This window comes from Streptomyces rubellomurinus, from assembly GCF_000961885.1.
Taxonomy (GTDB): Bacteria; Actinomycetota; Actinomycetes; order Streptomycetales; family Streptomycetaceae; genus Kitasatospora; species Kitasatospora rubellomurina.
In genome coordinates this window covers 1-21,305 of sequence record NZ_JZKH01000036.1, presented here as the reverse complement: position 1 = coordinate 21,305, position 21,305 = coordinate 1, and the positions used below count along the sequence as shown (strand labels likewise).

The 21,305-nt window shown below is 74.2% G+C and carries 18 protein-coding genes, 1 tRNA gene and 1 pseudogene; 8 read left to right on the top strand and 12 right to left on the bottom strand.

The genetic code is table 11. The annotated features are described in order from the left end of the window. Nucleotides 1-21 precede the first annotated feature (21 nt). Nucleotides 22-345, bottom strand: coding sequence for a WhiB family transcriptional regulator (locus VM95_RS18715; protein ID WP_033333275.1), 324 nt, complete (start codon nt 343-345; stop codon nt 22-24). 425 nt (nt 346-770) lie between these two features. On the opposite strand from VM95_RS18715, the gene VM95_RS18710 reads away from it, so the two are divergent. Then, entirely contained in the window at nt 771-3,095 is a 2,325-nt protein-coding gene (locus tag VM95_RS18710) for a transglycosylase domain-containing protein (protein ID WP_078860117.1), read from the top strand. A 141-nt stretch (nt 3,096-3,236) separates the two neighbouring features. Here the strand turns inward: VM95_RS18710 and VM95_RS18705 are convergent, their stop codons facing one another. Continuing rightward, nucleotides 3,237-3,692 (bottom strand): GatB/YqeY domain-containing protein, encoded by a 456-nt coding sequence (locus VM95_RS18705; protein WP_045698221.1) that lies wholly within the window; start codon nt 3,690-3,692, stop codon nt 3,237-3,239. Nucleotides 3,693-3,797: 105 nt separating this feature from the next. Here VM95_RS18705 and VM95_RS18700 point away from each other — a divergent pair, with 105 nt between their 5' ends. The 3 genes from VM95_RS18700 to VM95_RS18690 all read left to right on the top strand — a co-directional run bounded on the left by VM95_RS18700 (nt 3,798) and on the right by VM95_RS18690 (nt 5,574). Then, nucleotides 3,798-4,430: a CGNR zinc finger domain-containing protein gene (locus VM95_RS18700; protein WP_045698219.1), complete on the top strand. Its 633-nt coding sequence runs from the start codon at nt 3,798-3,800 to the stop codon at nt 4,428-4,430. 24 nt (nt 4,431-4,454) lie between these two features. Next, complete coding sequence (locus VM95_RS18695; protein ID WP_045698217.1) at nt 4,455-5,399, top strand: metallophosphoesterase; 945 nt, start codon at nt 4,455-4,457, stop codon at nt 5,397-5,399. A gap of 101 nt (nt 5,400-5,500) precedes the next feature. Next, a tRNA-Pro gene (locus tag VM95_RS18690) sits at nt 5,501-5,574 on the top strand. A gap of 168 nt (nt 5,575-5,742) precedes the next feature. On the opposite strand, the gene VM95_RS45235 is transcribed toward VM95_RS18690, so the two are convergent. Further along, complete coding sequence (locus tag VM95_RS45235) at nt 5,743-8,475, bottom strand: ATP-binding protein (RefSeq protein WP_045698215.1); 2,733 nt, start codon at nt 8,473-8,475, stop codon at nt 5,743-5,745. Nucleotides 8,476-8,666: 191 nt separating this feature from the next. On the opposite strand from VM95_RS45235, the gene VM95_RS18680 reads away from it, so the two are divergent. From VM95_RS18680 to VM95_RS38915, 4 genes are all read left to right on the top strand, one after another. After that, complete coding sequence (locus VM95_RS18680) at nt 8,667-9,056, top strand: nuclear transport factor 2 family protein (protein WP_045698213.1); 390 nt, start codon at nt 8,667-8,669, stop codon at nt 9,054-9,056. 120 nt (nt 9,057-9,176) lie between these two features. Then, entirely contained in the window at nt 9,177-10,634 is a 1,458-nt protein-coding gene (locus VM95_RS18675; protein ID WP_045698211.1) for an MFS transporter, read from the top strand. Between the two features lie 123 nt (nt 10,635-10,757). After that, the gene (locus VM95_RS18670; protein WP_078860115.1) at nt 10,758-12,653 is read left to right on the top strand and encodes a S9 family peptidase; all 1,896 of its coding nucleotides are present in this window, start codon (nt 10,758-10,760) and stop codon (nt 12,651-12,653) included. Beyond that, complete coding sequence (locus tag VM95_RS38915; protein ID WP_052707438.1) at nt 12,650-13,315, top strand: hypothetical protein; 666 nt, start codon at nt 12,650-12,652, stop codon at nt 13,313-13,315. The genes VM95_RS18670 and VM95_RS38915 overlap by 4 nt, the downstream gene beginning before the upstream one ends. 72 nt (nt 13,316-13,387) lie before the next feature. Here the strand turns inward: VM95_RS38915 and VM95_RS18660 are convergent, their stop codons facing one another. From VM95_RS18660 to VM95_RS18620, 9 genes and pseudogenes are all read right to left on the bottom strand, one after another. After that, complete coding sequence (locus VM95_RS18660) at nt 13,388-14,176, bottom strand: SURF1 family protein (RefSeq protein ID WP_045698209.1); 789 nt, start codon at nt 14,174-14,176, stop codon at nt 13,388-13,390. A gap of 92 nt (nt 14,177-14,268) precedes the next feature. Next, the gene (locus VM95_RS42635; protein WP_052707437.1) at nt 14,269-15,525 is read right to left on the bottom strand and encodes a hypothetical protein; all 1,257 of its coding nucleotides are present in this window, start codon (nt 15,523-15,525) and stop codon (nt 14,269-14,271) included. Beyond that, nucleotides 15,518-16,063 (bottom strand): SigE family RNA polymerase sigma factor, encoded by a 546-nt coding sequence (locus VM95_RS18650; RefSeq protein ID WP_045698207.1) that lies wholly within the window; start codon nt 16,061-16,063, stop codon nt 15,518-15,520. The genes VM95_RS42635 and VM95_RS18650 overlap by 8 nt, the downstream gene beginning before the upstream one ends. 234 nt (nt 16,064-16,297) lie before the next feature. Continuing rightward, nucleotides 16,298-17,353 carry an aspartate-semialdehyde dehydrogenase gene (locus VM95_RS18645; RefSeq protein WP_045698205.1) on the bottom strand — a complete coding sequence of 352 codons (1,056 nt, stop codon included), beginning with the start codon at nt 17,351-17,353 and terminating at the stop codon, nt 16,298-16,300. 28 nt (nt 17,354-17,381) lie between these two features. Then, nucleotides 17,382-18,662: an aspartate kinase gene (locus tag VM95_RS18640; protein ID WP_045698202.1), complete on the bottom strand. Its 1,281-nt coding sequence runs from the start codon at nt 18,660-18,662 to the stop codon at nt 17,382-17,384. A gap of 402 nt (nt 18,663-19,064) precedes the next feature. Continuing rightward, complete coding sequence (locus VM95_RS18635) at nt 19,065-19,757, bottom strand: DUF5063 domain-containing protein (RefSeq protein ID WP_078860111.1); 693 nt, start codon at nt 19,755-19,757, stop codon at nt 19,065-19,067. Beyond that, nucleotides 19,750-20,349: a recombination mediator RecR gene (gene recR / locus VM95_RS18630; protein WP_045698199.1), complete on the bottom strand. Its 600-nt coding sequence runs from the start codon at nt 20,347-20,349 to the stop codon at nt 19,750-19,752. Before recR ends, VM95_RS18635 begins: the two co-directional genes overlap by 8 nt. A gap of 210 nt (nt 20,350-20,559) precedes the next feature. Further along, on the bottom strand, nt 20,560-20,898 hold the full coding sequence (locus tag VM95_RS18625) for a YbaB/EbfC family nucleoid-associated protein (RefSeq protein WP_078860109.1): 339 nt from the start codon (nt 20,896-20,898) through the stop codon (nt 20,560-20,562). 151 nt (nt 20,899-21,049) lie between these two features. Beyond that, nucleotides 21,050-21,305: pseudogene (locus tag VM95_RS18620) on the bottom strand (DNA polymerase III subunit gamma and tau); the annotation flags it as partial.

Here is a 21,305-nt window from a genome sequence, read left to right as displayed (position 1 = left end):
GCGCGGCCGGGAGGCTCGGGCTCAGCCCGCCTGGGCGTAGTCCGTCAGTATCACGCCGGTCGCGAGGGACTCCTCGTACTCGGTGCGGGCCGTCTCCAGCAGCCGCCGCCACGACATGACGGTCGGGCGGCGGCGCAGCAGCGCCCGGCGCTCGCGCTCCGTCATCCCGCCCCACACGCCGAACTCGACCCGGTTGTCCAGGGCGTCCGCGAGGCATTCCGTACGGACGGGGCAGCCGCTGCACACCGCCTTGGCGCGGTTCTGCGCCGCCCCCTGGACGAACAGTTCGTCCGGATCACTCGTGCGGCAGGCGGCCTGCGCACTCCAGTCGTCAACCCAGCCCATGCCGGCGCCGTCCTCTCCCGATATTCGAGGCTCCCCCACGGCGGCAACGGCATATTCACCGTTGCCAGTTGAGGACGTTACGGAAGAACGACAGCGCGCAACAGCCCCTTCGGGCTCAATCTCGAATGACCCGATCGGACTATGGGTATCGGTCATCTCACTCGTTGGAGTGATCGCAGGTCGCAAGCCTTGCCAGGCTCGACACCCGAACTCTCGCCACGCGCGTCGTCACGGAGCGCGACGGTTCACATGGGCACAGCAGGCCACAGCTGCCTCGAAACCCATCGAAAAGTGGGCAATTCGGGCAAGTCTCCCCACTCACAAGAGTGAATGATGTTGACGCACCGAAGCTGTCGCAAGCTTGTGACAAGCCTAGGCGAACACCTGCCCTCGTGTGCGGGATTCCGCGACGTAGGGTTCTCCTCATGGCACCGAAGCGCCCACAGGCATCCCAGCCCCCAGGCAACACCGGAGCTCCGGAGGGCAAGCGCAGCGGATCACCGCTCGAGTTCGCCGGACACGGAGTGAAGTTCCTGGGCGTCAGCGTGCTCTCCGGAGTCCTGCTGGCAGGCCTCGCCCTGCCCGCCGTCGGCGCCATCGGGCTGACCGCCAAGGACACGGCGGAGAGCTTCGACAACATCCCCGACGACTTCAAGACCCCGCCGCTCACCCAGGCCACCCAGATCTTCGACGCCAAGGGCGGCCTGATCGCCAAGGTCTACGAGCGCGACCGCACCGTCATCACGGCCGACCAGATGTCGCCGTTCATGCGGCACGCCCAGGTCGACATCGAGGACGCCCGCTTCTACGAGCACGGCGCCGTCGACCTCAAGGGCATCCTGCGCGCGATCAGCAAGAACGCCGAGAGCGGCACCAACTCGCAGGGCGCCTCGACGCTCACCCAGCAGTACGTGAAGAACGTGAACGTCGAGAAGGCCGGCGACGACCAGTCGGCCGTCCTGGAGGCCCAGCGCAAGACCCTGGGCCGCAAGATCCAGGAGCTCAAGGTCGCGATCAAGCTGGAGGAGGACCTGACCAAGGATCAGATCCTCACCAACTACCTCAACATCACCTTCTACGGCCACCAGGCCTACGGGGTCGAGTCCGCCTCCCAGCGGTACTTCAGCAAGAGCAACAAGGACCTGACCGTCGCCGAGGCCGCCACCCTCGCCGGGATAGTGCAGAACCCGTCGTCCTACGACCCGGTCCGCTACCCCGACAACACGGTCAAGCGTCGCAACGTCGTCATCGACAAGATGCTGGAGAACAAGCACATCACCGCCGACCAGGCGAAGGAGGCGAAGGCCGCCCCGCTGGGCCTGAAGTTCAAGGACCCGCAGAACGGCTGCATCACCGCCCAGGCCGGCATGGGCTTCTTCTGCGACTACGTGCGCCACGTGGTCAAGCAGGACCCGGCCTTCGGCAAGAGCGCCGAGGAGCGCAAGAAGCTCTGGGACACCGGCGGCCTGAACATCTACACCACGCTCGACCCGGACAAGCAGGCCGCCGCGCAGAACGCCGTCACCAAGCTGGTGTACGTCACCGACCCGGTCTCCGCCGCCGCGACCATGATGGAGCCGGGCACCGGCAAGATCCTCGCGATGGCCCAGACCCGCCCGTACGGCCTGGACCAGAACAAGAACCAGACCGTCGTCAACCTCAACGTCGACGCCTCGATGGGCGGCGGCAACGGCTTCCAGCCGGGATCGACCTTCAAGCCGATCGTGGCCGCCGCCGCGCTCGAGTCCGGGCTCCCGCCCACCCAGCAGTACAAGTCGGAGAACCGCATCGAGTGGCCGACGATGAAGACCTGCGAGGGCACCTGGAAGAACACGGAGAAGGGCAAGGCCCGGACCGTCCCCAACGAGAACGAGAACGAGAAGGGCCCGTACGACCTCAAGACGGCCATGGCCATGTCGGTCAACACCTACTTCGTCGAGATGGAGGCCGACATGGGCCTCTGCCCGGTGAAGCAGATGGCCAACAAGCTCGGCATCACCGCCAAGGCCAGCGGCAAGCCGCTGGAGGAGGTCCCGTCGATGGGCCTCGGCGTGCAGGAGATGTCCCCGCTGACCATGGCGAACGTCTACGCGACCTTCGCCGCGCACGGCAAGTACTGCAGCCCGATCGCGATCAACAAGATCACCACGGTCGACGGCAAGAACGTCAGCGTCCCGCAGTCGACCTGCACCCAGGCCTTCTCCGAGAGCACCGCCGACGCGATGAACACCGTGCTCAGCGGCGTGACCGAGAAGGGCACCGGTAAGGACCTCGGCCTGGACGACGGCCGGCCGATCGCCGGCAAGACCGGTACCTCCGACGAGAAGCGCGCCGCCTGGTTCAGCGGCTACACCCCGCAGCTCGCCACCTCGGTCTGGCTCGGCGGCCCCGCCGGCGGCGTGCCGATGAAGAACATCAAGATCGGCCCGACCAACTTCACCGAGGTCTTCGGCGCCACCGGCCCCGGCCCGATCTGGCGCCTGGCGATGAACCAGGCCCTGAAGGGCTCCCCGATCCAGCAGCTGCCCACCGCCAGCATCCCCGACATGCCCAAGCCCGATCCCAACCCGACCACCGCCCCGAGCGACCCGGCCCAGCCGGCGGGCGGCAACCCGCCGCCGCCCGCCGCCCCGGGCAACGGGAACGGCGACCCCGGCATGATCGGCGGCGGGATCACCCTCCCGCCGGGCCTCGTCGGCGGCGGCAACGGCAACGGCGGCAAGCACGGCGGCGGCAACGGCAACGGCTGACGCCGGCGGCCGCGGGCCCTGAGCCCTGGCCCTGGGCCCTGAGCCCTGGGCGCACGTGAAGGGGCGCTTCCCGAGTGGACTCTCGGGAAGCGCCCCTTCCGTTCGCGTTCACGCCCTCACGGGCACTCGTCCGGGCCGGAATCAGCCCGCCAGGGCGGCCTTCACCGCGGCGGCGACCCGGCCGCCCTCGGCCAGCCCGTCCACCTTCGGCTTCACCAGCTTCATCACGGCGCCCATCCCCTGCGGGCCGGTCGCCCCGCTCTCGGCCACGGCGGCGGCGACGATCGCGGTCAGCTCCTCGCCGGAGAGCTGCTTGGGCAGGTAGCCCGCCAGCACCTCGCCCTCCGCGAGCTCCCGGGCGGCCTGCTCGGCCCGGCCCGCGGAGCCGAAGGCCTCGGCCGCCTCCCGGCGCTTCTTCGCCTCGCGACCGATCACCTTGAGCACGTCGGCGTCGGACAGCTCGCGCTTCGACTTGCCCGCCACCTCCTCGCTCGTGACGGCGGCCAGCGTGAGCCGGATGGTGGACGAGCGCAGCTCGTCCCGGTCCCTGATGGCAGCCGTGAGGTCCTCCTGCAGCTGCTCCTTGAGCGTGGTCATGGCCCCGAGTCTCCCACCTGCGGCGACCGGTCGCCCGGCAATATCGCGAGGAGCGGATCCGGAGGCCCTGGTCACGGGCACCCGGTAACCGCTTACCGTGGTTACATGACCGACGCGGCAGGCCTGCTCCTCACCACCCCCGCCGGCACCAGCTTCCACTTCGACCCCGGCGCGCTCTGCCTCGAACTCCTCACCACCGGCGGCCCCGGCGAGTACGCCCGCTACGAGGTGCTGCACCAGCCGTCCGACCTCGCCGCCTGGCTCCCCCGGTCCCGCCTCCGACTGCCCGCCGGCGCCGTCCGGATCACCGCCGACCAGCTCGCCGCCGCCCGCACCCTGCGCGACGCCCTGTGGCGGCTCGCCGCCGCCCGGGCCCACGGCATCCCCGGCGACCCGGCCGACTACGCCGTGCTCAACCGGGCCGCCGAACACCCCCCGCTCGTCCCCAGGATCGCCCCGGACGGCACCCCGGCGGCCCCCCTGCCCGCCGATGGCGCGCAGCTCGCCTCCACCCTCGCCCGGGACGCCATCGCCCTGCTCACCGGCCCGTACGCGGACCGGGTGCGGGAGTGCGGGGCGCACAACTGCCAGCTGGTCTTCGTCGACACCTCCCGGCCCGGACGGCGCCGCTGGTGCTCCATGGAACGCTGCGGCAACCGGCACAAGGTCCGGGCCCTGCGCGCCCGGCGGGAGCCGGAACCGGCGCCCGCACCCGGCTCGCCCTCGTTCACCAGCTGATCCACCGTCTGAGAGCATGGAGCGATGCGACCGCTGTACTCCGTTCCCCTCGGTGTCGCCGCCGCCGGCGCCGCCTGCCTCGCCTACTCCGTCGGGTACGAGGTCCGATCCTTCCGACTCCGCCGGGTCGAGGTCCCCGTCCTCCCGCACGGCGCCCGGCCGATCCGGATCCTGCAGGTCTCCGACATCCACATGGTGAGCGGGCAGGGCAAGAAGCAGCGCTGGCTGCAGAGCCTCGCCGGACTGCGCCCCGACCTCGTGGTCAACACCGGCGACAACCTCTCCGACCCGCTCGGCGTCCCCGCCACCCTCGACGCCCTCGGGCCCCTGATGGACTTCCCCGGCGTCTACGTCTTCGGGTCCAACGACTACTACGGCCCCGCCCCCAAGAACCCGGCCCGCTACCTCAAGGCCATGCGCAGCGGCGTCCACGGCATGAACAACCCGGACGGCACCGCCAACCGCGGCGTCACCGGCGCCGTCCACAACCCCTGGGAGAAGCTCCGCGACGGCTTCGACGCCGCCGGCTGGCTCGACCTCACCAACGCCCGCGGCCGGCTCACCATCGGCGGCCTCGACCTCGAGTTCACCGGCCTCGACGACCCGCACATCCGGCGCGACCGCTACAGCGCCGTCTCCGGCGGCCCCTCCGCCGACGCCGACCTCTCCCTCGCCGTCGTCCACGCGCCCTACCTGCGCGTCCTCGACGCCTTCACCGCGGACCGCTACCCGCTGATCCTCGCCGGCCACACCCACGGCGGCCAGCTCTGCATCCCCTTCTACGGCGCCCTCGTCACCAACTGCGACCTCGACACCGACCGGGTCAAGGGCCTCTCCACCCACACCGCCGGCGGCCGCCGCTCCTACCTCCACGTCTCCGCCGGCTGCGGCACCAACCGCTACACCCCGATCCGCTTCGCCTGCCCCCCGGAAGCCACCCTCCTCACCCTCACCGCCGCCCCCCGCTGAACCCCTCCCGGGCGCCGGTCCGAAACCGGATTTCGTGTCTCGGCAAGCGTCCGGTAGAGTTCTACTCGTCGCGAAGGAGACGGAGCGACAAACAGAAAGACCGGGGTGTGGCGCAGCTTGGTAGCGCGCTTCGTTCGGGACGAAGAGGCCGTGGGTTCAAATCCCGCCACCCCGACCCAGTGCAGAGGGCCTGCCGGAGAAATCCGGCAGGCCCTCTGTCGTTGTGCGCGCCCGCCTGAGTGACTACGCCTCAGGCCCCCGGCCGAGCAGCCCACCCACCGCCCGTGCCCGCCGACCGGGCCCACTGCCCGTGCCCCGCCGGCCGGCGAGCGTGTCGGGCGGGTCAGAGGGTGGCGGGGAGGTCGGTGCGGGAGGTGATGCCGAGTTTGGGGTAGGCCTTGTAGAGGTGGTGGGCGACGGTGCGGGGGCTCAGGTAGAGCTGGGCGGCGATGTCGCGGTTGGTGAGGCCCTGGGCGGCGAGGCGGGCGATCTGGCGTTCCTGCGGGGTGAGGGGGGTCAGGGAGGACGTGGCCGTGGGGGCGATGGTGGGGGTGCCGGTGGCGGCGAGTTCGGTGCGGGCGCGGGCGGACCAGGGGTGGGCCGCGAGGCGGTCGAAGGTCTCCAGGGCGGCGGTGAGGTGGGGGCGGGCGTCGGTGCGGCGGCGGGTGCGGCGCAGCCATTCGCCGTAGAGGAGGGCGGTGCGGGCCTGCTCGAAGGGGCGGTTGGTGGTGGCGTGCAGGTCGAGGGCGGCGCGGTAGGCGGCTTCGGCGAGTTCGTCGGGGCCGAGGAGGGCCTGGCAGCGCAGGCGGAGGGCTGCGGTCCAGGGGCGGTCGGCGGCGGCGGTCCAGCGGGCGAAGCGTTCGTACGGTTCGGCGGCGCGTTCGGGGGTGCCGAGGCGGACGGCGGCCTCGACCAGGTCGGGGACGGCCCGGGTGGCGCTGACGTGGTGGCGGTGCGGCCCGGTGGTGAGGGTGTGCAGGCGGTCGGCGGCGGCGCCGGCGCGGCCTTGGCCGAGGTCGTGCAGGGCGAGGGCCCAGTGGGCCCAGGGGTGGCCGGCGGCGGGGGCGGCGGTCTGCGGGCCGGTGGTGGTCAGCGCGGTGGCGGCCAGGGACGCGGCGGAGGGCTCGGTGCGGCCGTCGAGGGCGGCCAGGTAGGCGAGCAGGGCGGTGAGTTGGCTGACCCACTGGTGCTGGCCGGTGTCGCGGGCGAGGGCGAGGGCCTCGGTGGCGGTGACCTCGGCGTCCTGGTGGCGGCCGTGGAAGAGCTCGGCCTCGGCGAGGAAGAACTGCAGGGTGGGCAGGACGCCGACGGTGCCCTTGGCGCGCGCTTCGGCGACGAGTTCGGCGGCGAGTTCGGCGGTCTCCTCGTCCCGGCCGAGGACGAGGGTGGCGCCGCAGAGCTGGACGAGGTCGACGGGGCTCTCCGCGCCGGCCCTGCGGGCGGCCTCGGCGGTCTCCCGGACGGCCGGGAGGGGCCCGGCCGGCCGTCCGAGGGCGGGGAGGACGGCCGCGGGCAGGTGGCGGGCCAGCGGGGCGAGCGGGTCGTCCTCGGGCAGCGGGAGGGCGGCGAGCCGGTCCAGCACGGCGGCGACCGGCTGCTCCCCCGCGTACCAGGCGGTGTGGAAGGCCTGGAACAGCATCCGGGCGGCGTGCGCCGGGTCGATGTCCGCGGCGGCGGCGTCGAGCAGCAGGCGGTGGGCGGTCGGGTAGGAGCCGCGCCAGAAGTGCGCGGTGGCCCGTACCTGGTCGAGCAGGGCGTGCGCGAACGCGTTGTCGGTGCGGGCGGCGGCTTCGTCGGCGAGCGCTTCGGCCCGGGCCAACTCGCCTTCCTCGGTGGCGGCTTCGGCGGCGAGGACGAGACGCCGGGTGGCGCCCTCGCGGTCGGGGGTGAGCCGGGCGGCGCGCTCGTAGGCGGCGGCGCCGCCGCGGCCGCCGCGGCGTTCGGCATGGACGGCGGCCCGCTCCAGGGCGTCGGCCAGGTCGGGGTCGGGGTCGGTGGCGGCCAGGGCGAGGTGCCAGGTCCGGCGGTCGCCGTCCGGCAGGGCCCCGGCGACGGCCCGGTGCGCGGCCAGCCGCTGGTGGTGCGGGGCGCGTTGGAGGACGGCGGCGCGCAGCAGCGGGTGCCGGAAGGCGGCCCGGCGCTCGGGGGTGACCGTGACGAGGCCGAACTCCTCGGCGGGGGCGAGGTGTTCGGCGTCGACGCCGAGGGTGGCCGCGGCGGGCAGGATGACGGCCAGATCGCCGCTCTCCTCGACGGCGGCGACCAGCAGCAGGGTCTGGGTGGCCGCGGGCAGGCCGGTGACCTGGCCGTGGAAGGCGATCAGCAGCCGGCTGGTGAGTGGCAGCGCGCCGACCCCGCCGGACGGCTGCGGGCCGGCCGTGAACGCCTCTGCGGTGAGCGGCAGTTCGGTGAGCGCGAGCGGGTTCCCGGCGGCCTGGGCGAGCAGCCCGGTCCGGGCGGCGGCGGGCAGCTCGGGGCCGGCCCGGTCGGCCAGCAGTCGGGTGGCGTCGGCCTCGGACAGGGCGGCGACGTGCAGTTCGGGCAGTCCGAGCGGCCGGTCGGCCGCGCCGCCGGTGGTGCGGGCGGCCAGTAGCAGCACGACGCCCTCGGCCTGGAGGCGGCGGGCCGCGAGCAGCAGGGCGTCCAGGGAGGCGCCGTCCACCCACTGCAGGTCGTCGACCACGCACAACAGCGGCCGGTCGGCGGCGAGTTCGGCGAGCAGCCCGAGGGTGGCGAGGCCGACGAGGAGCCGGTCGGCGGGCGACGAGGACTCCTCGGCCAGGCCGAACGCCCGCTCCAGCGCCCGCCGTTGCGGCCCCGGGAGGGCCGCCAGCCGGTCCAGACCAGGCGCGAGCAGCATGCTCAGCCCGGCGAACGGCAGTTCGGCCTCGTACTCGACGCCGGCCGCCCGGATCACCCGGAAACCGTCCCCGGCCCGCGCGACCGCACCGTCCAGCAGCGCGGTCTTGCCGATGCCGGGCTCGCCCCGGAGCAGCAGCACTCCGCTGCGCCCGTCCCGAGCCGCCGCCAACAGGCCGTCCACGGCGGCCTGTTCGTCTTCCCTCCCGTACAGCATGCCCCGACCCTACCCAGGCCGCCCCGGCGGCGGGGTGCCAGGACGGGTCCCGACCGACCTACGCACCCGTACGGACCGACGTACGCACCCCCTACGGATACGTGACGGATTCGCCCGCACCGGCCCGTCCCTAACGTGGTGAGCACCGGGAGCGACCCGGACAACCACCCGCCAGGACAAGGGAGTCGACCATGACCGAGCTGACCGCCACCACCCTCCAGCAGCTCGCCGAGCGCTACCTCGCGGTCTGGAACGAGACCGACCCGGCCGCCCGCCGCAAGCTGGTCGACGAGGTGTGGGCCGAGGACGGCCGCTACACCGACCCGCTGGCCGCCGTGGCCGGCCGGGACGCGATCGACGGCCTGATCGGCGCGGCCCAGGCGCAGTTCCCGGGGATGCGCTTCACCCTCGGGCCGGTGGACGCGCACCACGACATCGCCCGGTTCACCTGGAACCTCGGGCCCGCGGACGCGCCGGCGGACGCCGAGCCGCTGGTGATCGGCTTCGACGTGCTGACGGCCACGCCGGACGGCCGGATCGGCGCGGTGTACGGCTTCCTGGACCGCGTCCCGGGCGCCTGAGCGGCGACCCCGAGCCGGCCACCCTGCCGAGCCGGCGATCCGTACCGGTGCGGGGCGGGCGCGAGCACCGCGCCCGCCCCGCACCGGCCGGCCCCACAACCCCCTGGAGGAGAGCCCGAGATGAGCACCGTCCTCGACGGAAGCACCCGGAGCACCCGGAGCACCCGGGGAGGCAGGACGGACGACGCGGCCGCCGCCCCTCGGGGCCTGCTGCCGGTGGTCCTGACCGCGACCTTCATGACCGCCCTCGACGTCTTCGTCGTCAACGTCGCCGTCCCGTCCGTCCAGGCGGACCTGGGCGCCGGCCCGGCCGCCGTCCAGTGGGTGGTCGCCGGTTTCGGCCTGGCGCTGGCCGCCGGGCTGGTCACCGCCGGCCGCCTGGGCGACCGGTACGGCCGCCGCCGGGTGTTCGGGCTCGGCCTGGCCCTGTTCACGCTCGCCTCCGCGGGCTGCGGCCTCGCCCCCACCGCGGCGGCGCTGGTCGGCGCCCGGGTGGCGCAGGGCCTCGCGGCGGCGCTGATGGGCCCGCAGGTGCTGGCGATGCTGCGGACGGCGTTCAGCGGCGCGGCGCAGGCGCGGGCGTTCGCCCGGTACGGGCTGACGATGGGGCTCGGCGCGGTGTTCGGCCAGCTGATCGGCGGGCTGCTGATCCGCGCGGACGTCCTCGGCCTGGGCTGGCGCAGCTGCTTCCTGATCAACCTTCCGGTCGGCCTGGCCGCCCTGGGACTGGTCCGCCGCTGCCTGCCGGAGTCCCGCGCGCCGCACCGGCCGGGGCTGGACCCGGTCGGCGTGCTGCTGGTGACCGGTGCGCTGACCGGCCTGGTGCTGCCGCTGATCCAGGGCCCGGCGCTGGGCTGGCCGCTGTGGACGTGGTGCTGCCTGGGCGGCTCGCTCGCCCTGCTGGCCGGTTTCGCCGCCCACCAGCACCGCGCCACCCGGGCCGGCGGCTCGCCGCTGGTCGACACCCGGCTGTTCCGGAGCCGGGCGTTCGGCACCGGCCTGCTGGCCCAGTTCGTCTTCGTGCTCGGCCAGGGCTCGTTCTTCCTGGTGCTCGCCCTGCACCTGCAGCTCGGCCGGGGCCTGGACGCGCTCGGCGCCGGGCTGGTGTTCACCGCGATCGGCCTCGGCTACCTGCTGACCTCCAACGCCACCCACCGGGTCACCGCCCGGTTCGGCGGCCCCCGGACGATCGCCGCCGGCGGGCTGCTGATGGCCGCCGGGCTGGCGCTGCTCGCGCTCGCGGCGTACGGGGTGCCGGCCGGGAGCGTGTGGTGGCTGGCGCCCGGGCTGTTCGTGGACGGCGTCGGCATGGGCCTGGTGATCGCCCCGGTCACCGCCACGGTGCTGGCGGCCGCCGAGCCGCTGCTGGCCGGTTCGGCGGCGGGGGTGGTGTCGACCGTGCAGCAGGTCGGCGGGGCGCTCGGGGTCGCGCTGATCGGGCTGGTCTACTACGGCGCCGGTGCCCCGACCGCGGCCTTCGGGCACAGCGTGCTGGCGCTGGAGCTGGTGCTGGTGGCGGTGGTTCTGACGGAGCGGTGGCGGCTGCCGCACCGTCACCGGACGCCCCGGCGGCACTGACCGGCAGCACTGACCGGCGGCATCGACCGGCAGCACCGACCGGCAGCGGACGAACGAACGGGCGGGGCGCCGAAGTACACCCGCCCGTTCCCCTCCGTCCCCCGGATCGGGTTGGATGGTCGGATGAGCGAGGAGAAGAGCGCCGTACCGGCGTGGGAGCAGCGGTTCAGGGCCGCGCGGGTGTCACTGCCGGACTGGGCGGAGGACGCCCCCGACCGGGCGCTGTACGTGTCCAACGCGACCGGCACCTACGAGGTCTACGCCTGGGACCGCGCCACCGACGCCCACCGCCGGGTCACCGACCGGCCGAACGGCACCACCGACGCCGAGCTGTCCCCGGACGGCCGGTGGATCTGGTGGTTCGACGACCAGGACGGCGACGAGTTCGGCGTGTGGCGCCGGCAGCCGTTCGCGGGCGGCCCCGACGAGGAGGCCGTGCCCGGTCTCGCCGCCTCCTACTCGGCCGGCCTGGCGCTCGGCCGCGACGGCACCGTCGTCGTCGGCCGCTCCACCGACGAGGACGGCACCACCCTGCACCTGCGCCGCGCCGGCGCCGCCGAGCCGGTCGAGATCTACCGGCACGAGGAGTACGGCGGGGTCGCCGACCTCAGCCACGACGGCACCCTGCTCGCCCTCGACCACACCGAGCACGGCGACGCCATGCACTCCGCGATCCGGGTCTACCGGCTCACCGCGGACAGCGTCGAGACCGTCGCCGAGCTGGACGAGGTCACCGGCCGGGACGAGCCGCGCGGCGTCGCCTGCCTCGGCTTCGCCCCGGTCGAGGGCGACACCCGGATGCTGGTCGCGCACCAGCGCACCGGCCGCTGGGAGCCGATGATCTGGGACGTCGCCACCGGCGCCGAGACCGCGCTGCCGCTGCGCGACGAGCAGGGCCGCGAACTGCCCGGCGACGTCTCCGCGCAGTGGCGGCCGGGCGCCGCGGAGCTGCTGGTCGAGCACGAGTACGAGGCGCGCAGCGAGCTGTTCTCGTACGCGCTCGCGGACGGCCGGCTGACCCGCCTGGACACCCCGCGCGGCACCGTGGGCGGCGCCACCCCGCGCCCGGACGGGACCGTCGAGTACCTGTGGTCCTCGGCCGCCGAGCCGTCCGCCGTCCGCTCCACCGCCGGGACGGTCGTGCTGCGGGCGCCCGGCCCGGTGCCGCCGGGCTCCGTCCCGGTCGAGGACGTCTGGGTCGACGGGCCCGGCGGGCGGGTGCACGCCCTGGTGCAGCGGCCGGCGAACGGCCCGGGCCCGTACCCGACCGTGTTCGAGATCCACGGCGGCCCGACCCACCACGACAGCGACTCCTTCACCGCCGGCCCGGCCGCCTGGCTGGACCACGGCTTCGCCGTCGTCCGGGTCAACTACCGCGGCTCGACCGGCTACGGCCAGGCCTGGACGGACGCGCTGCGCGAGCGGGTCGGCCTGATCGAGCTGGAGGACATCGACGCCGTCCGCACGTGGGCGGTGGACAGCGGCCTCGCGGACCCGGGGCGGCTGGTGCTCTCCGGCGGCAGCTGGGGCGGCTACCTGACCCTGCTCGGCCTCGGCGTGCAGCCGGAGAACTGGTCGCTCGGCCTCGCCGCCGTGCCCGTCGCCGACTACCACACCGCCTACGCCGACGAGATGGAGGCGCTCAAGTCGCTGGACCGCACGCTCTTCGGCGGCACGCCGGAGGAGGTGCCGGAGCGCTTCTCGGCCTCCTCGCCGCTGACGTACGTCGAGCGGGTGCGAGTGCCGGTGTACATCAGCGCGGGGGTCAACGACCCGCGCTGCCCGATCCGGCAGATCGAGAACTACGTCGAGCGGCTGGAGCAGCTCGGCACGCCGCACGAGGTGTACCGCTACGACGCCGGGCACGGCTCGCTGGTGGTGGAGGAGCGGATCAAGCAGCTGCGGCTGGAGATCGACTTCGTCCGGCGGCACCTGGCCACGGCGGACGGCGGCACCGCCGCCGCGACCGCTCCCGAGCCCGGCGCCCGGACCGCTGCCGGAACCGGGGAGACGGTGTGAGGCGGGGGCTGATCCTCGCCGGCGCGGCGGTGGCCGGGGCCCTGGTGCTCACCGGCTGCGCGGGCCGGCACGGGGCCGAGGCCGCCTGCCCGCCCCCGCCGACCGCACCGCCGGCGCCGGTCGGGTCGGCCGGGCCGGGCGCGACTCCGACCCGCCCCGCGCCGAGCACGCCGGGCGCACCGGGCGCACCGGGCGCACCGGGCGCGACCGCGCCGGCGAAGTCCGGTGCCGCGGCCACGCCCGCGAACGCGGGCTCCGCCGGGGCGGGCGTCGTGCGGCCGGCCGGGTACGAGGACGGCGAACCGGAAGCGGCCGCCGGGACGGCGCTGCTCGCCAAGGGCGGGTCGAAGGGGTCCGGCGGGTCCTCGGGCTCCTCCGGCTCGCACGGCTCCGGCTCGAAGGGATCGAAGGGCTCGAAACCCGGGCGGACGGTCCACCACCACATCGACCACTACGACTCGGACGACGAGGGCGGCGGCCGCGGCCACTGCCACAGCGAGCCGGTGGTCACCGTCCCGCCGACCCCCGCGCCGGGGGCGACCAGCCCGACCGCACCGGCACCCGCGCCGCCCCTGACCCCCACTCCGACCAGGCCCGCGCCGCCGGGCGCGCCCGGTGGTCCGGCGACGGTGCCGGCGGCACCCGCCAGGCCCACGCGCTGACCGGAGGGACGCGCGGAGGCCGGCTCGGCACGGCTCAGCAGGCCGGCTCGGCACAGGCCGGCTCGGCGGAGGTCAGCTCAGGACCGGGTCCAACCCGAGGGCCCGGTCCTGCTCCGCCTCCGCCTCGCGGCGCACCAGGCGGAACCACATGAAGACGACGAACCCGGCGAAGACGAACCACTCCAAGGTGTAGCCCAGGTTCTGGAACGCGCGCAGGGTGAGCCCGTCCCCGCCCTGCGGCTGGACGGTGGGCACCGCGGTCAGCCCGGTGGGCACCTCGTCGGCGGCGACCCAGCCGTCGTACCAGCCGTCGTACTCCAGCACGTTGAGCAGCGACGCCCGGTTGATCATGCCGAGCCGGCCGGGCGGCAGCCCCCCCGCGACGGCGCCGTTGCTGCCGACCGACTCGTTGGCCTGCAGCCGGCCGGTCACGGTCACCGGGCCGCTCGGCGGGGCGGCGGGGGTGGCGCCGGCCGCGGGCTCCCCGGGGGCCCAGCCGCGCACGACGGCGACGGCGTGGCCGTCCGCGGTGCGCAGCGGGGTCAGCACGTAGTAGCCCTGCTTGCCGTCCAACACCCGGTTGGGGACGAAGAGTTGGTGCTCCGCATCGAAGCTGCCGGCCACCGTGACGGGCTTGCCCACGGTCTCGGTGGTCACCTGCGGGGTGGCCGGGCCGAGCAGCGCGTCGATCGGCCTGGCCTCACCCGAAGCGGTGACGGCCTGCTGGTTCTTCTCGTGCGCGGAGGCCCGGTCCTCGAACCGGCCGAGCTGCCAGGAGCCCAGCCAGACGCACACCGCCACGGCCGCCACGGCCAGCGCGGTGCCGCTCAGCCAGCGGGGAGTGAGGAGGAACCGGTACACACCCCCCACGGTAACCACTCTTCACACCCTCCCCGACCACAGGGGTCCCGCCGGGCCGCCTCCGGGCCCGCCCCCGGTCGGCCTGCCCGCAGTCAGCCCGCCGCCGGTGAGCCCGGCTGCGCCGGGGCGACGGTGCCCGCCGGCTGGACGCCGCCCCGGTAGAGGGTGCCGGCCGTACAGCCGAGCGGGACGGTGGCCGTGGCCGCCGCGGGGCTGCCGGGCGCCGGGGTGTGGGCGAGGGTGACGGTGGCCGGTCCGCCGGTGGGGGCCGCGGTCGGGGTGGCGGTGGGGCTGGGCGCGCCGGTGGGGCCGGCGGTCGGGGTGCCGGTCGGCTGCGGGTTGGCGGTGGGCGCGACGGAGGCGCCGGCCGCCGGGGCGGCCGAGGCGGCGGGCGCCTGGTCCTGGGAGGCGCCGGCGGCCTGGTTGGGTCGGGCCGACCCGGCGGCGCCGGTGCTTCCGGTGCCGGTGCCGGAGCCGGTCCCGCCGCCGGTGCCCGAGCCGCCGCCGTTCCCGGCGGGGCCGCAGGTCTGGTCGGGGATCCAGGCGAACGGCACCCGGTAGCCGGCCTGCGGGGCCAGCACGGGGGGTTCGGCGTCCATGGCGGGCAGGCCGTCCGCCGGGTCGCCGGGGCTGTGGTCGGCGGTCCGGAAGCGGCTGCGGTCGGCCCCGGAGAAGGCGGTGACGGAGACCGCGCCGGGCCCGCCGAGGCGGCACGCGTTCGCGGAGACGTTGAAGACGGTGAACGAGCCGTACACCCGGCCCGCGGCGTCGGCCGCGCCGACCTGTGCGGCGCCCTGGCCGAGGTCGGCGCGGGAGCACAGCGGGACGAGGACGGAGTTGCTGGCCCCGGCCGGCGCCGGGGCGGAGCCGTCCGGGCGGGCCGTCCCGGCGTCGGCGCTGGGCGAGGCGACGGCGGTGCCGGACGCCGCGGCGGAGGAGCCCCGGCCGTCCGGGCCCGCGTGCTCCGCGGTGGAGCCGCCGGTGGAGCCGGCGGTGGCGCCGGTGGCGGCGGAGGCCGAGGCCTTGGCGGCGTCCCCGGGGCCGCCGGAGAGCCCGAGGTGTTCGCCGTCGTGCAGGGCCGGCAGGGCCACCGCGACGGCCAGGGCGAGCGCGGCGGCGCCGGTCCAGGCGCCGCACCGGGCCGCCCGCCGCCGGGGTACGGCCCGCTGGATGCGGGGCAGCCCGCCGGGCCCGGGTTGGATGTCGGCGACGGCGTGGTGCATCAGCGCGCGCAGGGCCCGCTCCTCCGCGGACAGTCCTCCGCCGGAGAGCTCGCCGACCGACAGCTCGTCCACCGGCAGCCCGCCCACCGGCAGCCCGGCGCCCGGCAGCTCCGCGCCGTCAGCCATGGCCGGCCTCCATCTGGGCCCGCAGCGCGGCGAGCCCGCGCGAGCCGTAGGCCTTCACCGATCCGAGCGAGATGCCCAGCGTCTCCGCGACCTGCGCCTCCGTCATGTCCACGAAGTAACGCAGCACCAGAACCTCCCGCTGACGGCGTTGCAGACCACGCAGCGCGGCCTTCAACTGGTCGCGCTCCAGCGCATCGTAGGCTCCTTCTTCTGCACTGGCCATGTCAGGCATCGGCTTCGGCAGCAGCCGCAGCCCGAGGATCCGGCGGCGCAGCGTGGAGCGGGACAGGTTGACGACGGTCTGCCGCAGGTAGGCCAGGGTCTTCTCGGGCTCGCGCACCCGGCGGCGGGCGGCGTGCACCCGGATGAACGCCTCCTGCACGACGTCCTCACAGGTCGAGAGGTCGTCCAGGAGCAGCGCGGCGAGGCGCAGCAGGGATCTGTAGTGCGCCTGGTAGGTCTCGGTGAGCAGGTCCTCGCTGGTACCCGCGTCGGTACCGGCGCCGGAGTCCGCCGCACCGGGTGCGACCGCGGTCATCTGGCTTTCTTCCGGCCTACTCGCAGGCCACTGGACGCGCGACGGGAACGTCACCGCGGCTGTCGCCGAGATGCCCGACCCTGCCCCCACCATCACGTTCGCCACGCCCGTTGGACACTCGATCCCCTGTCATGGTTGCCCAGCCCGAGGGACATTCTTCCGCATCGGCGGAAGTGCCCTCCAGGGAATTCGAGAGGGTTTCCGGACAGATTGTGGGGGGAGAGCGTACGGACGCTAGGCAGGTTGCAGCTCGCGGGCCACCAGTTCGGCGATCTGGAGCAGGTTGAGCGCGGCTCCCTTGCGCAGGTTGTCGCCGCAGAGGAAGAGGTCGAGGGCCTCCGGCTCGTCCAGGGCGCGGCGCACCCGCCCGACCCACACCGGGTCCGTCCCGACCACGTCGTTCGGGGTGGGGAACTCACCGGCCGCCGGGTCGTCGTAGAGCACGACGCCGGGGGCGTCCCGCAGGATCTCCTGCGCGTGCTCCTGGGTGACCTCGCGTTCGAACCGCGCGTGCACGGCCAGCGCGTGGGTGCGGACGACCGGCACGCGCACGCAGGTCGCGGAGACCCGCAGGGCGGGCAGGCTGAGGATCTTGCGCGACTCGTCCCGGATGCCGAGCTCCTCGGAGGACCAGCCGCCCTCGCGCAGCGACCCGGACCAGGGCACCGCGTTGTACGCGAGCGGGGCCGCGAACGGCCCGTGGTCGGCGATCACCGCGCGCAGGTCGCCGGTCTTGCGGCCTGCCGTCGTGCCCGTGACCAGCGCGGTCTGCCCGCGCAGCGCCGTCTCGCCGGCCCGGCCCTCGCCGGTGGCGGCCTGGTAGGAGGCGACGACCAACTGCGCCAGCCCGTACTCGGCGTGCAGCGCCCAGAGGGCGGCGATCATCGCGAGGGTGGTGCTCGCCGGGCTGGCGACGATGCCGCGCGGGCGGATCCGCAGCGCGGCGGCGTTGACCTCGGGGACGACCAGCGGCACGTCCTCGGCGGTCCGGAAGACGGCCGAGTCGTCGACCACCACGACGCCCTTGGCCGCCGCGATCGGCGCCCACTGGGCGGAGACCGGTTCGGGCACGGCGAACACGGCGACGTCGATCCCGGCGAACGCCTCCTCCGCCAGCGGGACGACCTCGACGGCCTCCCCGCGCACGACCGCCGTACGGCCGGCCGAGCGCGGAGAGGCGATCAGGCGGATCTCGCCCCAGACGTCCTGACGGAGCGCGAGCAGGTCGAGCAGCACCTCGCCGACCGCGCCGCTGGCGCCGACGACGGCGAGGTTCGGCCGCCGGGTCATCGCCCGCCGCCCCCGGCCGGCCCGCGGCTCATCGGCCGGTGCCGCCGTAGACGACGGCCTCGTCGCTCTCGCTGTCCAGCCCGAAGGCGCTGTGCACGGCGCGGACCGCCTCCGGCACGTCCTCGGCGCGGGTGACCACCGAGATGCGGATCTCCGAGGTGGAGATCAGCTCGATGTTGACGCCCGCGGCGGACAGCGCCTCGAAGAAGGTCGCGGTGACGCCCGGGTTGGAGCGCATGCCCGCGCCGACCAGCGAGATCTTGCCGATCGCGTCGTCGTAGCGCAGCGACTCGTAGCCGATGCCCTCCTTGACCCGGCCGAGCGCGTCGATGGCCTTCTGGCCCTCGGTCTTGGGCAGGGTGAAGGAGATGTCGGTCAGACCGGTCGACGCGGCGGAGACGTTCTGCACCACCATGTCGATGTTGACCTCGGCGTCGGCGATGGCGCGGAAGATGCGCGCCGCCTCACCGGGCTTGTCGGGCACGCCGACGACGGTGACCTTCGCCTCGGAGGTGTCGTGGGCGACTCCGGAGATGATGGCCTGCTCCATCTCGCCCCCTTCGGGCTTGTTCGGGTTGTCGTTGCTGACGATCGTCCCGGGAAGACCCGAGAAGGACGAGCGTACGTGAATGGGGATGTTGTAGCGACGGGCGTACTCCACACACCGATCGAGCAGCACCTTGGAGCCCGACGAGGCCAGCTCCAGCATGTCCTCGTAGGCGATCCAGTCGATCTTGCGGGCCTTCTTCACCACGCGCGGGTCGGCGGTGAACACGCCGTCCACGTCGGTGTAGATCTCGCAGACCTCGGCCTTGAGCGCGGCGGCCAGCGCGACCGCCGTGGTGTCCGAGCCGCCGCGGCCCAGCGTGGTGATGTCCTTGCTGGACTGCGACACGCCCTGGAAGCCGGCCACGATCGCGATGTTGCCCTCGTCGAGGGCGGTGCGGATGCGGCCCGGCGTCACGTCGATGATGCGCGCCTTGTTGTGGACGGAGTCCGTGATGACGCCGGCTTGGCTGCCCGTGAAGGACTGGGCCTCGTGACCCAGGGATTTGATCGCCATGGCCAGCAGCGCCATGGAGATGCGCTCTCCAGCGGTCAGCAGCATGTCGAACTCACGGCCGGCAGGGAGCGGTGACACCTGCTCCGCGAGTTCGATGAGCTCGTCCGTCGTGTCGCCCATCGCGGACACCACGACGACGACCTCATGGCCGGCCTTCTTGGCGTCAACGATTCGACGGGCCACGCGCTTGATGCCTTCGGCATCCGCAACGGATGAGCCGCCGTACTTCTGCACGACAAGGCCCACGTGCGCTCCTCGACTAGGTCGTTTCCGGGGGCGCCTGGCCCCCGCACCCCACCGGGTGGAGGGGGGTGTGCGGTCCGCGTCAGTCTATCGAGCGGTCCTGCCCCGACCGGGGCTTTCCATATGATGAGACGGGCGTTTCAGCACGTGGGCGGCGGTGCGCGGGTCCGCACCGGCAGGTCTGCGGGGAATCCGGCGCCGCTCCGAAGAATCGGCGGAGGGGAGGACGGCGATCCGGCCGGATTTCCCTCCCGGGCGGGGCGCTGAGGCGTGTGTCACACGTCCGCCCGTCCGGACCTGCTCGGTGCCCGCCCGTCCGGACCTGCTCGGTGCCCGCTCGGCGTCCGCTCGGCGTCCGCTCGGTGCTCTGTGCGGACGCCCGTTGAGCGTCCGTTCAGCGCCCGTTCAGCGCCCGAGGCCCAGCTCGGCCGCCATCAGGTCGCCGGCCTGCTGCTCCAGCTGCTCGTCGGTGAGCCCGTCGTCGTCGGTGTCCGCGCCGTCCGGCACCGCACCGATCGGGCTGTCCAGCCGGACGTGCGCGATCAGCGACTGCAGCGCCCGCAGCACCGCCGAGCAGGTCGTGCCCCAGTTCGACAGGTACGAGAACTGCCACCACCACAGCGCCTCACTGACCCGGCCCTCGCGGTAGTGCGTCAGGCCGTGCTGCAGCTCGCCGACCACGCCGGCCAGGTCGTCCGAGATCCGGAAGGCGTTCGGCTTCTCCGGCGGGCCGTACGGGTCGAAGACCTCGTGGTAGACGTCGATCGGCGCCAGCAGCGCGGCCAGGTGCTCGCGCAGCTGCTCGCCGTCCGGCTCCGGCCCGGCGTCGGGCTCGAAGCGGTCGTCCGGGACGACGTCCTCGATGGCGCCCAGCCGGCCGCCCGCCAGCAGCAGCTGCGAGACCTCCAGGAGCAGCAGCGAGACCGCGCTGCCCGGTTCGTCGCCCTTGGCGACCTCGGTGACGGCGAGCACGAAGCTCTCCACCGAGTCGGCGATCTGGACGGCGAAGTCGTCCGGCTCCGAGCCGTGGCCGTGGGTGTGCGGGGCCGCTTCGGTGTGCGGGGCGTGGGGCTGCTGGTGGGGGGTCCGGTCAGACATCGAGCAGTCGTCTCCCTTCGAAGGCGCGGCCGAGGGTGACCTCGTCCGCGTACTCCAGATCCCCGCCGACGGGCAGACCGCTCGCCAGACGGGTCACCTTCAGGCCCATCGGCTTGCAGAGCCGGGCCAGGTAGGTGGCGGTCGCCTCCCCCTCCAGGTTGGGGTCGGTGGCCAGGATCAGCTCGGTGACCGTGCCGTCCGCGAGGCGCGCGAGCAGCTCGCGGATGCGCAGGTCGTCCGGGCCGACGCCCTCGATGGGGCTGATCGCGCCGCCCAGCACGTGGTAGCGGCCGCGGAACTCGCGGGTGCGCTCGATGGCGACGACGTCCTTGGGTTCCTCGACCACGCAGATGACACCGAGGTCGCGGCGCGGGTCCAGGCAGACCCGGCACTGCTCGGCCTCCGCGACGTTGCCGCAGACCGCGCAGAAGCGGACCTTGTCCTTGACCTCCAGCAGCGCGTGCGCGAGGCGGCGCACGTCGGTCGGGTCGGCCTGCAGCACGTGGAAGGCGATCCGCTGGGCGCTCTTGGGCCCGACGCCGGGCAGCCTGCCCAGTTCGTCGATCAGGTCCTGAACCACGCCCTCGTACAACGTCGCGCCTTCCCTCGTGCTCGGATGGTCCGTGTGCTCCGGTGCCATCATCCAACGAATCGGGCGCCGGACACACCGCCCGACGCCCGACTCCCACATAAATCACATGGGTCCGTCGTCTGAACATCAGACCATTGGGCCCGCTCTCCCGGCCTCGGCCGGGAACCGACCGGGCCAGCAGGGCAGACCGGGTCAGAAGGGCAGACTGGGTCAGAAGGGCAGACCGGGGATGCCGCCGCCCATGCCCTGGGTCAGCGGGCCCATCCGCTCCGCCTGCATCTTCTGCGCGGCCTGGTTGGCGTCCCGAACGGCCGCCAGGACCAGGTCGGCCAGGGTCTCGGTGTCCTCCGGGTCGACGGCCGCCGGAGCGATGGTCAGCGCCACCAGCTCACCGGCACCGGTGACCGTGGCCTCGACCAGGCCGCCGCCCGCCGAACCCTGCACCTTCGCCTCGGCCAGCTCCTGCTGCGCCTGGGCGAGGGCCTGCTGCATCTTCTGCGCCTGCTTCATCAACTGCTGCATGTTGGGCTGACCACCACCGGGGAACACGGCTCACTCCTTGCTGTCACGCGGTCGATCTGTCGTCACCGCCGAGCCTACGGGCTCGTACGCGCCCACGGGCCCGCCCGGTCGGTGCTCCGGCTTCCGCTCGGCTCCCCCGGTGGCTCGGCTCCCCCGATGGCTCGGCTCCCCCAGTGGCTCAGTTGCCCCGGTGGTGGATCTCCTCCAGGACGGTGGCACCCAGCTCGCGGATGATCAGCTCCTGGCCGGAGAACGCCTCCTCGGTGAGGTCCGGGTCGTCCTCCTCCGGGATGTCGTCCTCCGGGGCCACCGCCGGCGGCGCCGCGACGGGCGGCGGCGGGGGCGTGTGCGGCACCGGGGCGGGCGCCTGGGCCTGCGGCCGGGGCGCCGGCTGGACCGGGGCCGCCGGGGCCGCGGGAGCCTGCGGCTGGACG

Excerpts from the sequence above, each read along its gene's own strand:
- VM95_RS18715 (WP_033333275.1), bottom strand. The coding sequence starts at position 345 with ATGGGCTGGGTTGACGACTGGAGTGCGCAGGCCGCCTGCCGCACGAGT.
- VM95_RS18710 (WP_078860117.1), top strand. The coding sequence starts at position 771 with ATGGCACCGAAGCGCCCACAGGCATCCCAGCCCCCAGGCAACACCGGA.
- VM95_RS18705 (WP_045698221.1), bottom strand. The coding sequence starts at position 3,692 with ATGACCACGCTCAAGGAGCAGCTGCAGGAGGACCTCACGGCTGCCATC.
- VM95_RS18700 (WP_045698219.1), top strand. The coding sequence starts at position 3,798 with ATGACCGACGCGGCAGGCCTGCTCCTCACCACCCCCGCCGGCACCAGC.
- VM95_RS18695 (WP_045698217.1), top strand. The coding sequence starts at position 4,455 with ATGCGACCGCTGTACTCCGTTCCCCTCGGTGTCGCCGCCGCCGGCGCC.
- VM95_RS45235 (WP_045698215.1), bottom strand. The coding sequence starts at position 8,475 with ATGCTGTACGGGAGGGAAGACGAACAGGCCGCCGTGGACGGCCTGTTG.
- VM95_RS18680 (WP_045698213.1), top strand. The coding sequence starts at position 8,667 with ATGACCGAGCTGACCGCCACCACCCTCCAGCAGCTCGCCGAGCGCTAC.
- VM95_RS18675 (WP_045698211.1), top strand. The coding sequence starts at position 9,177 with ATGAGCACCGTCCTCGACGGAAGCACCCGGAGCACCCGGAGCACCCGG.
- VM95_RS18670 (WP_078860115.1), top strand. The coding sequence starts at position 10,758 with ATGAGCGAGGAGAAGAGCGCCGTACCGGCGTGGGAGCAGCGGTTCAGG.
- VM95_RS42635 (WP_052707437.1), bottom strand. The coding sequence starts at position 15,525 with ATGGCTGACGGCGCGGAGCTGCCGGGCGCCGGGCTGCCGGTGGGCGGG.
- VM95_RS18650 (WP_045698207.1), bottom strand. The coding sequence starts at position 16,063 with ATGACCGCGGTCGCACCCGGTGCGGCGGACTCCGGCGCCGGTACCGAC.
- VM95_RS18645 (WP_045698205.1), bottom strand. The coding sequence starts at position 17,353 with ATGACCCGGCGGCCGAACCTCGCCGTCGTCGGCGCCAGCGGCGCGGTC.
- VM95_RS18635 (WP_078860111.1), bottom strand. The coding sequence starts at position 19,757 with ATGTCTGACCGGACCCCCCACCAGCAGCCCCACGCCCCGCACACCGAA.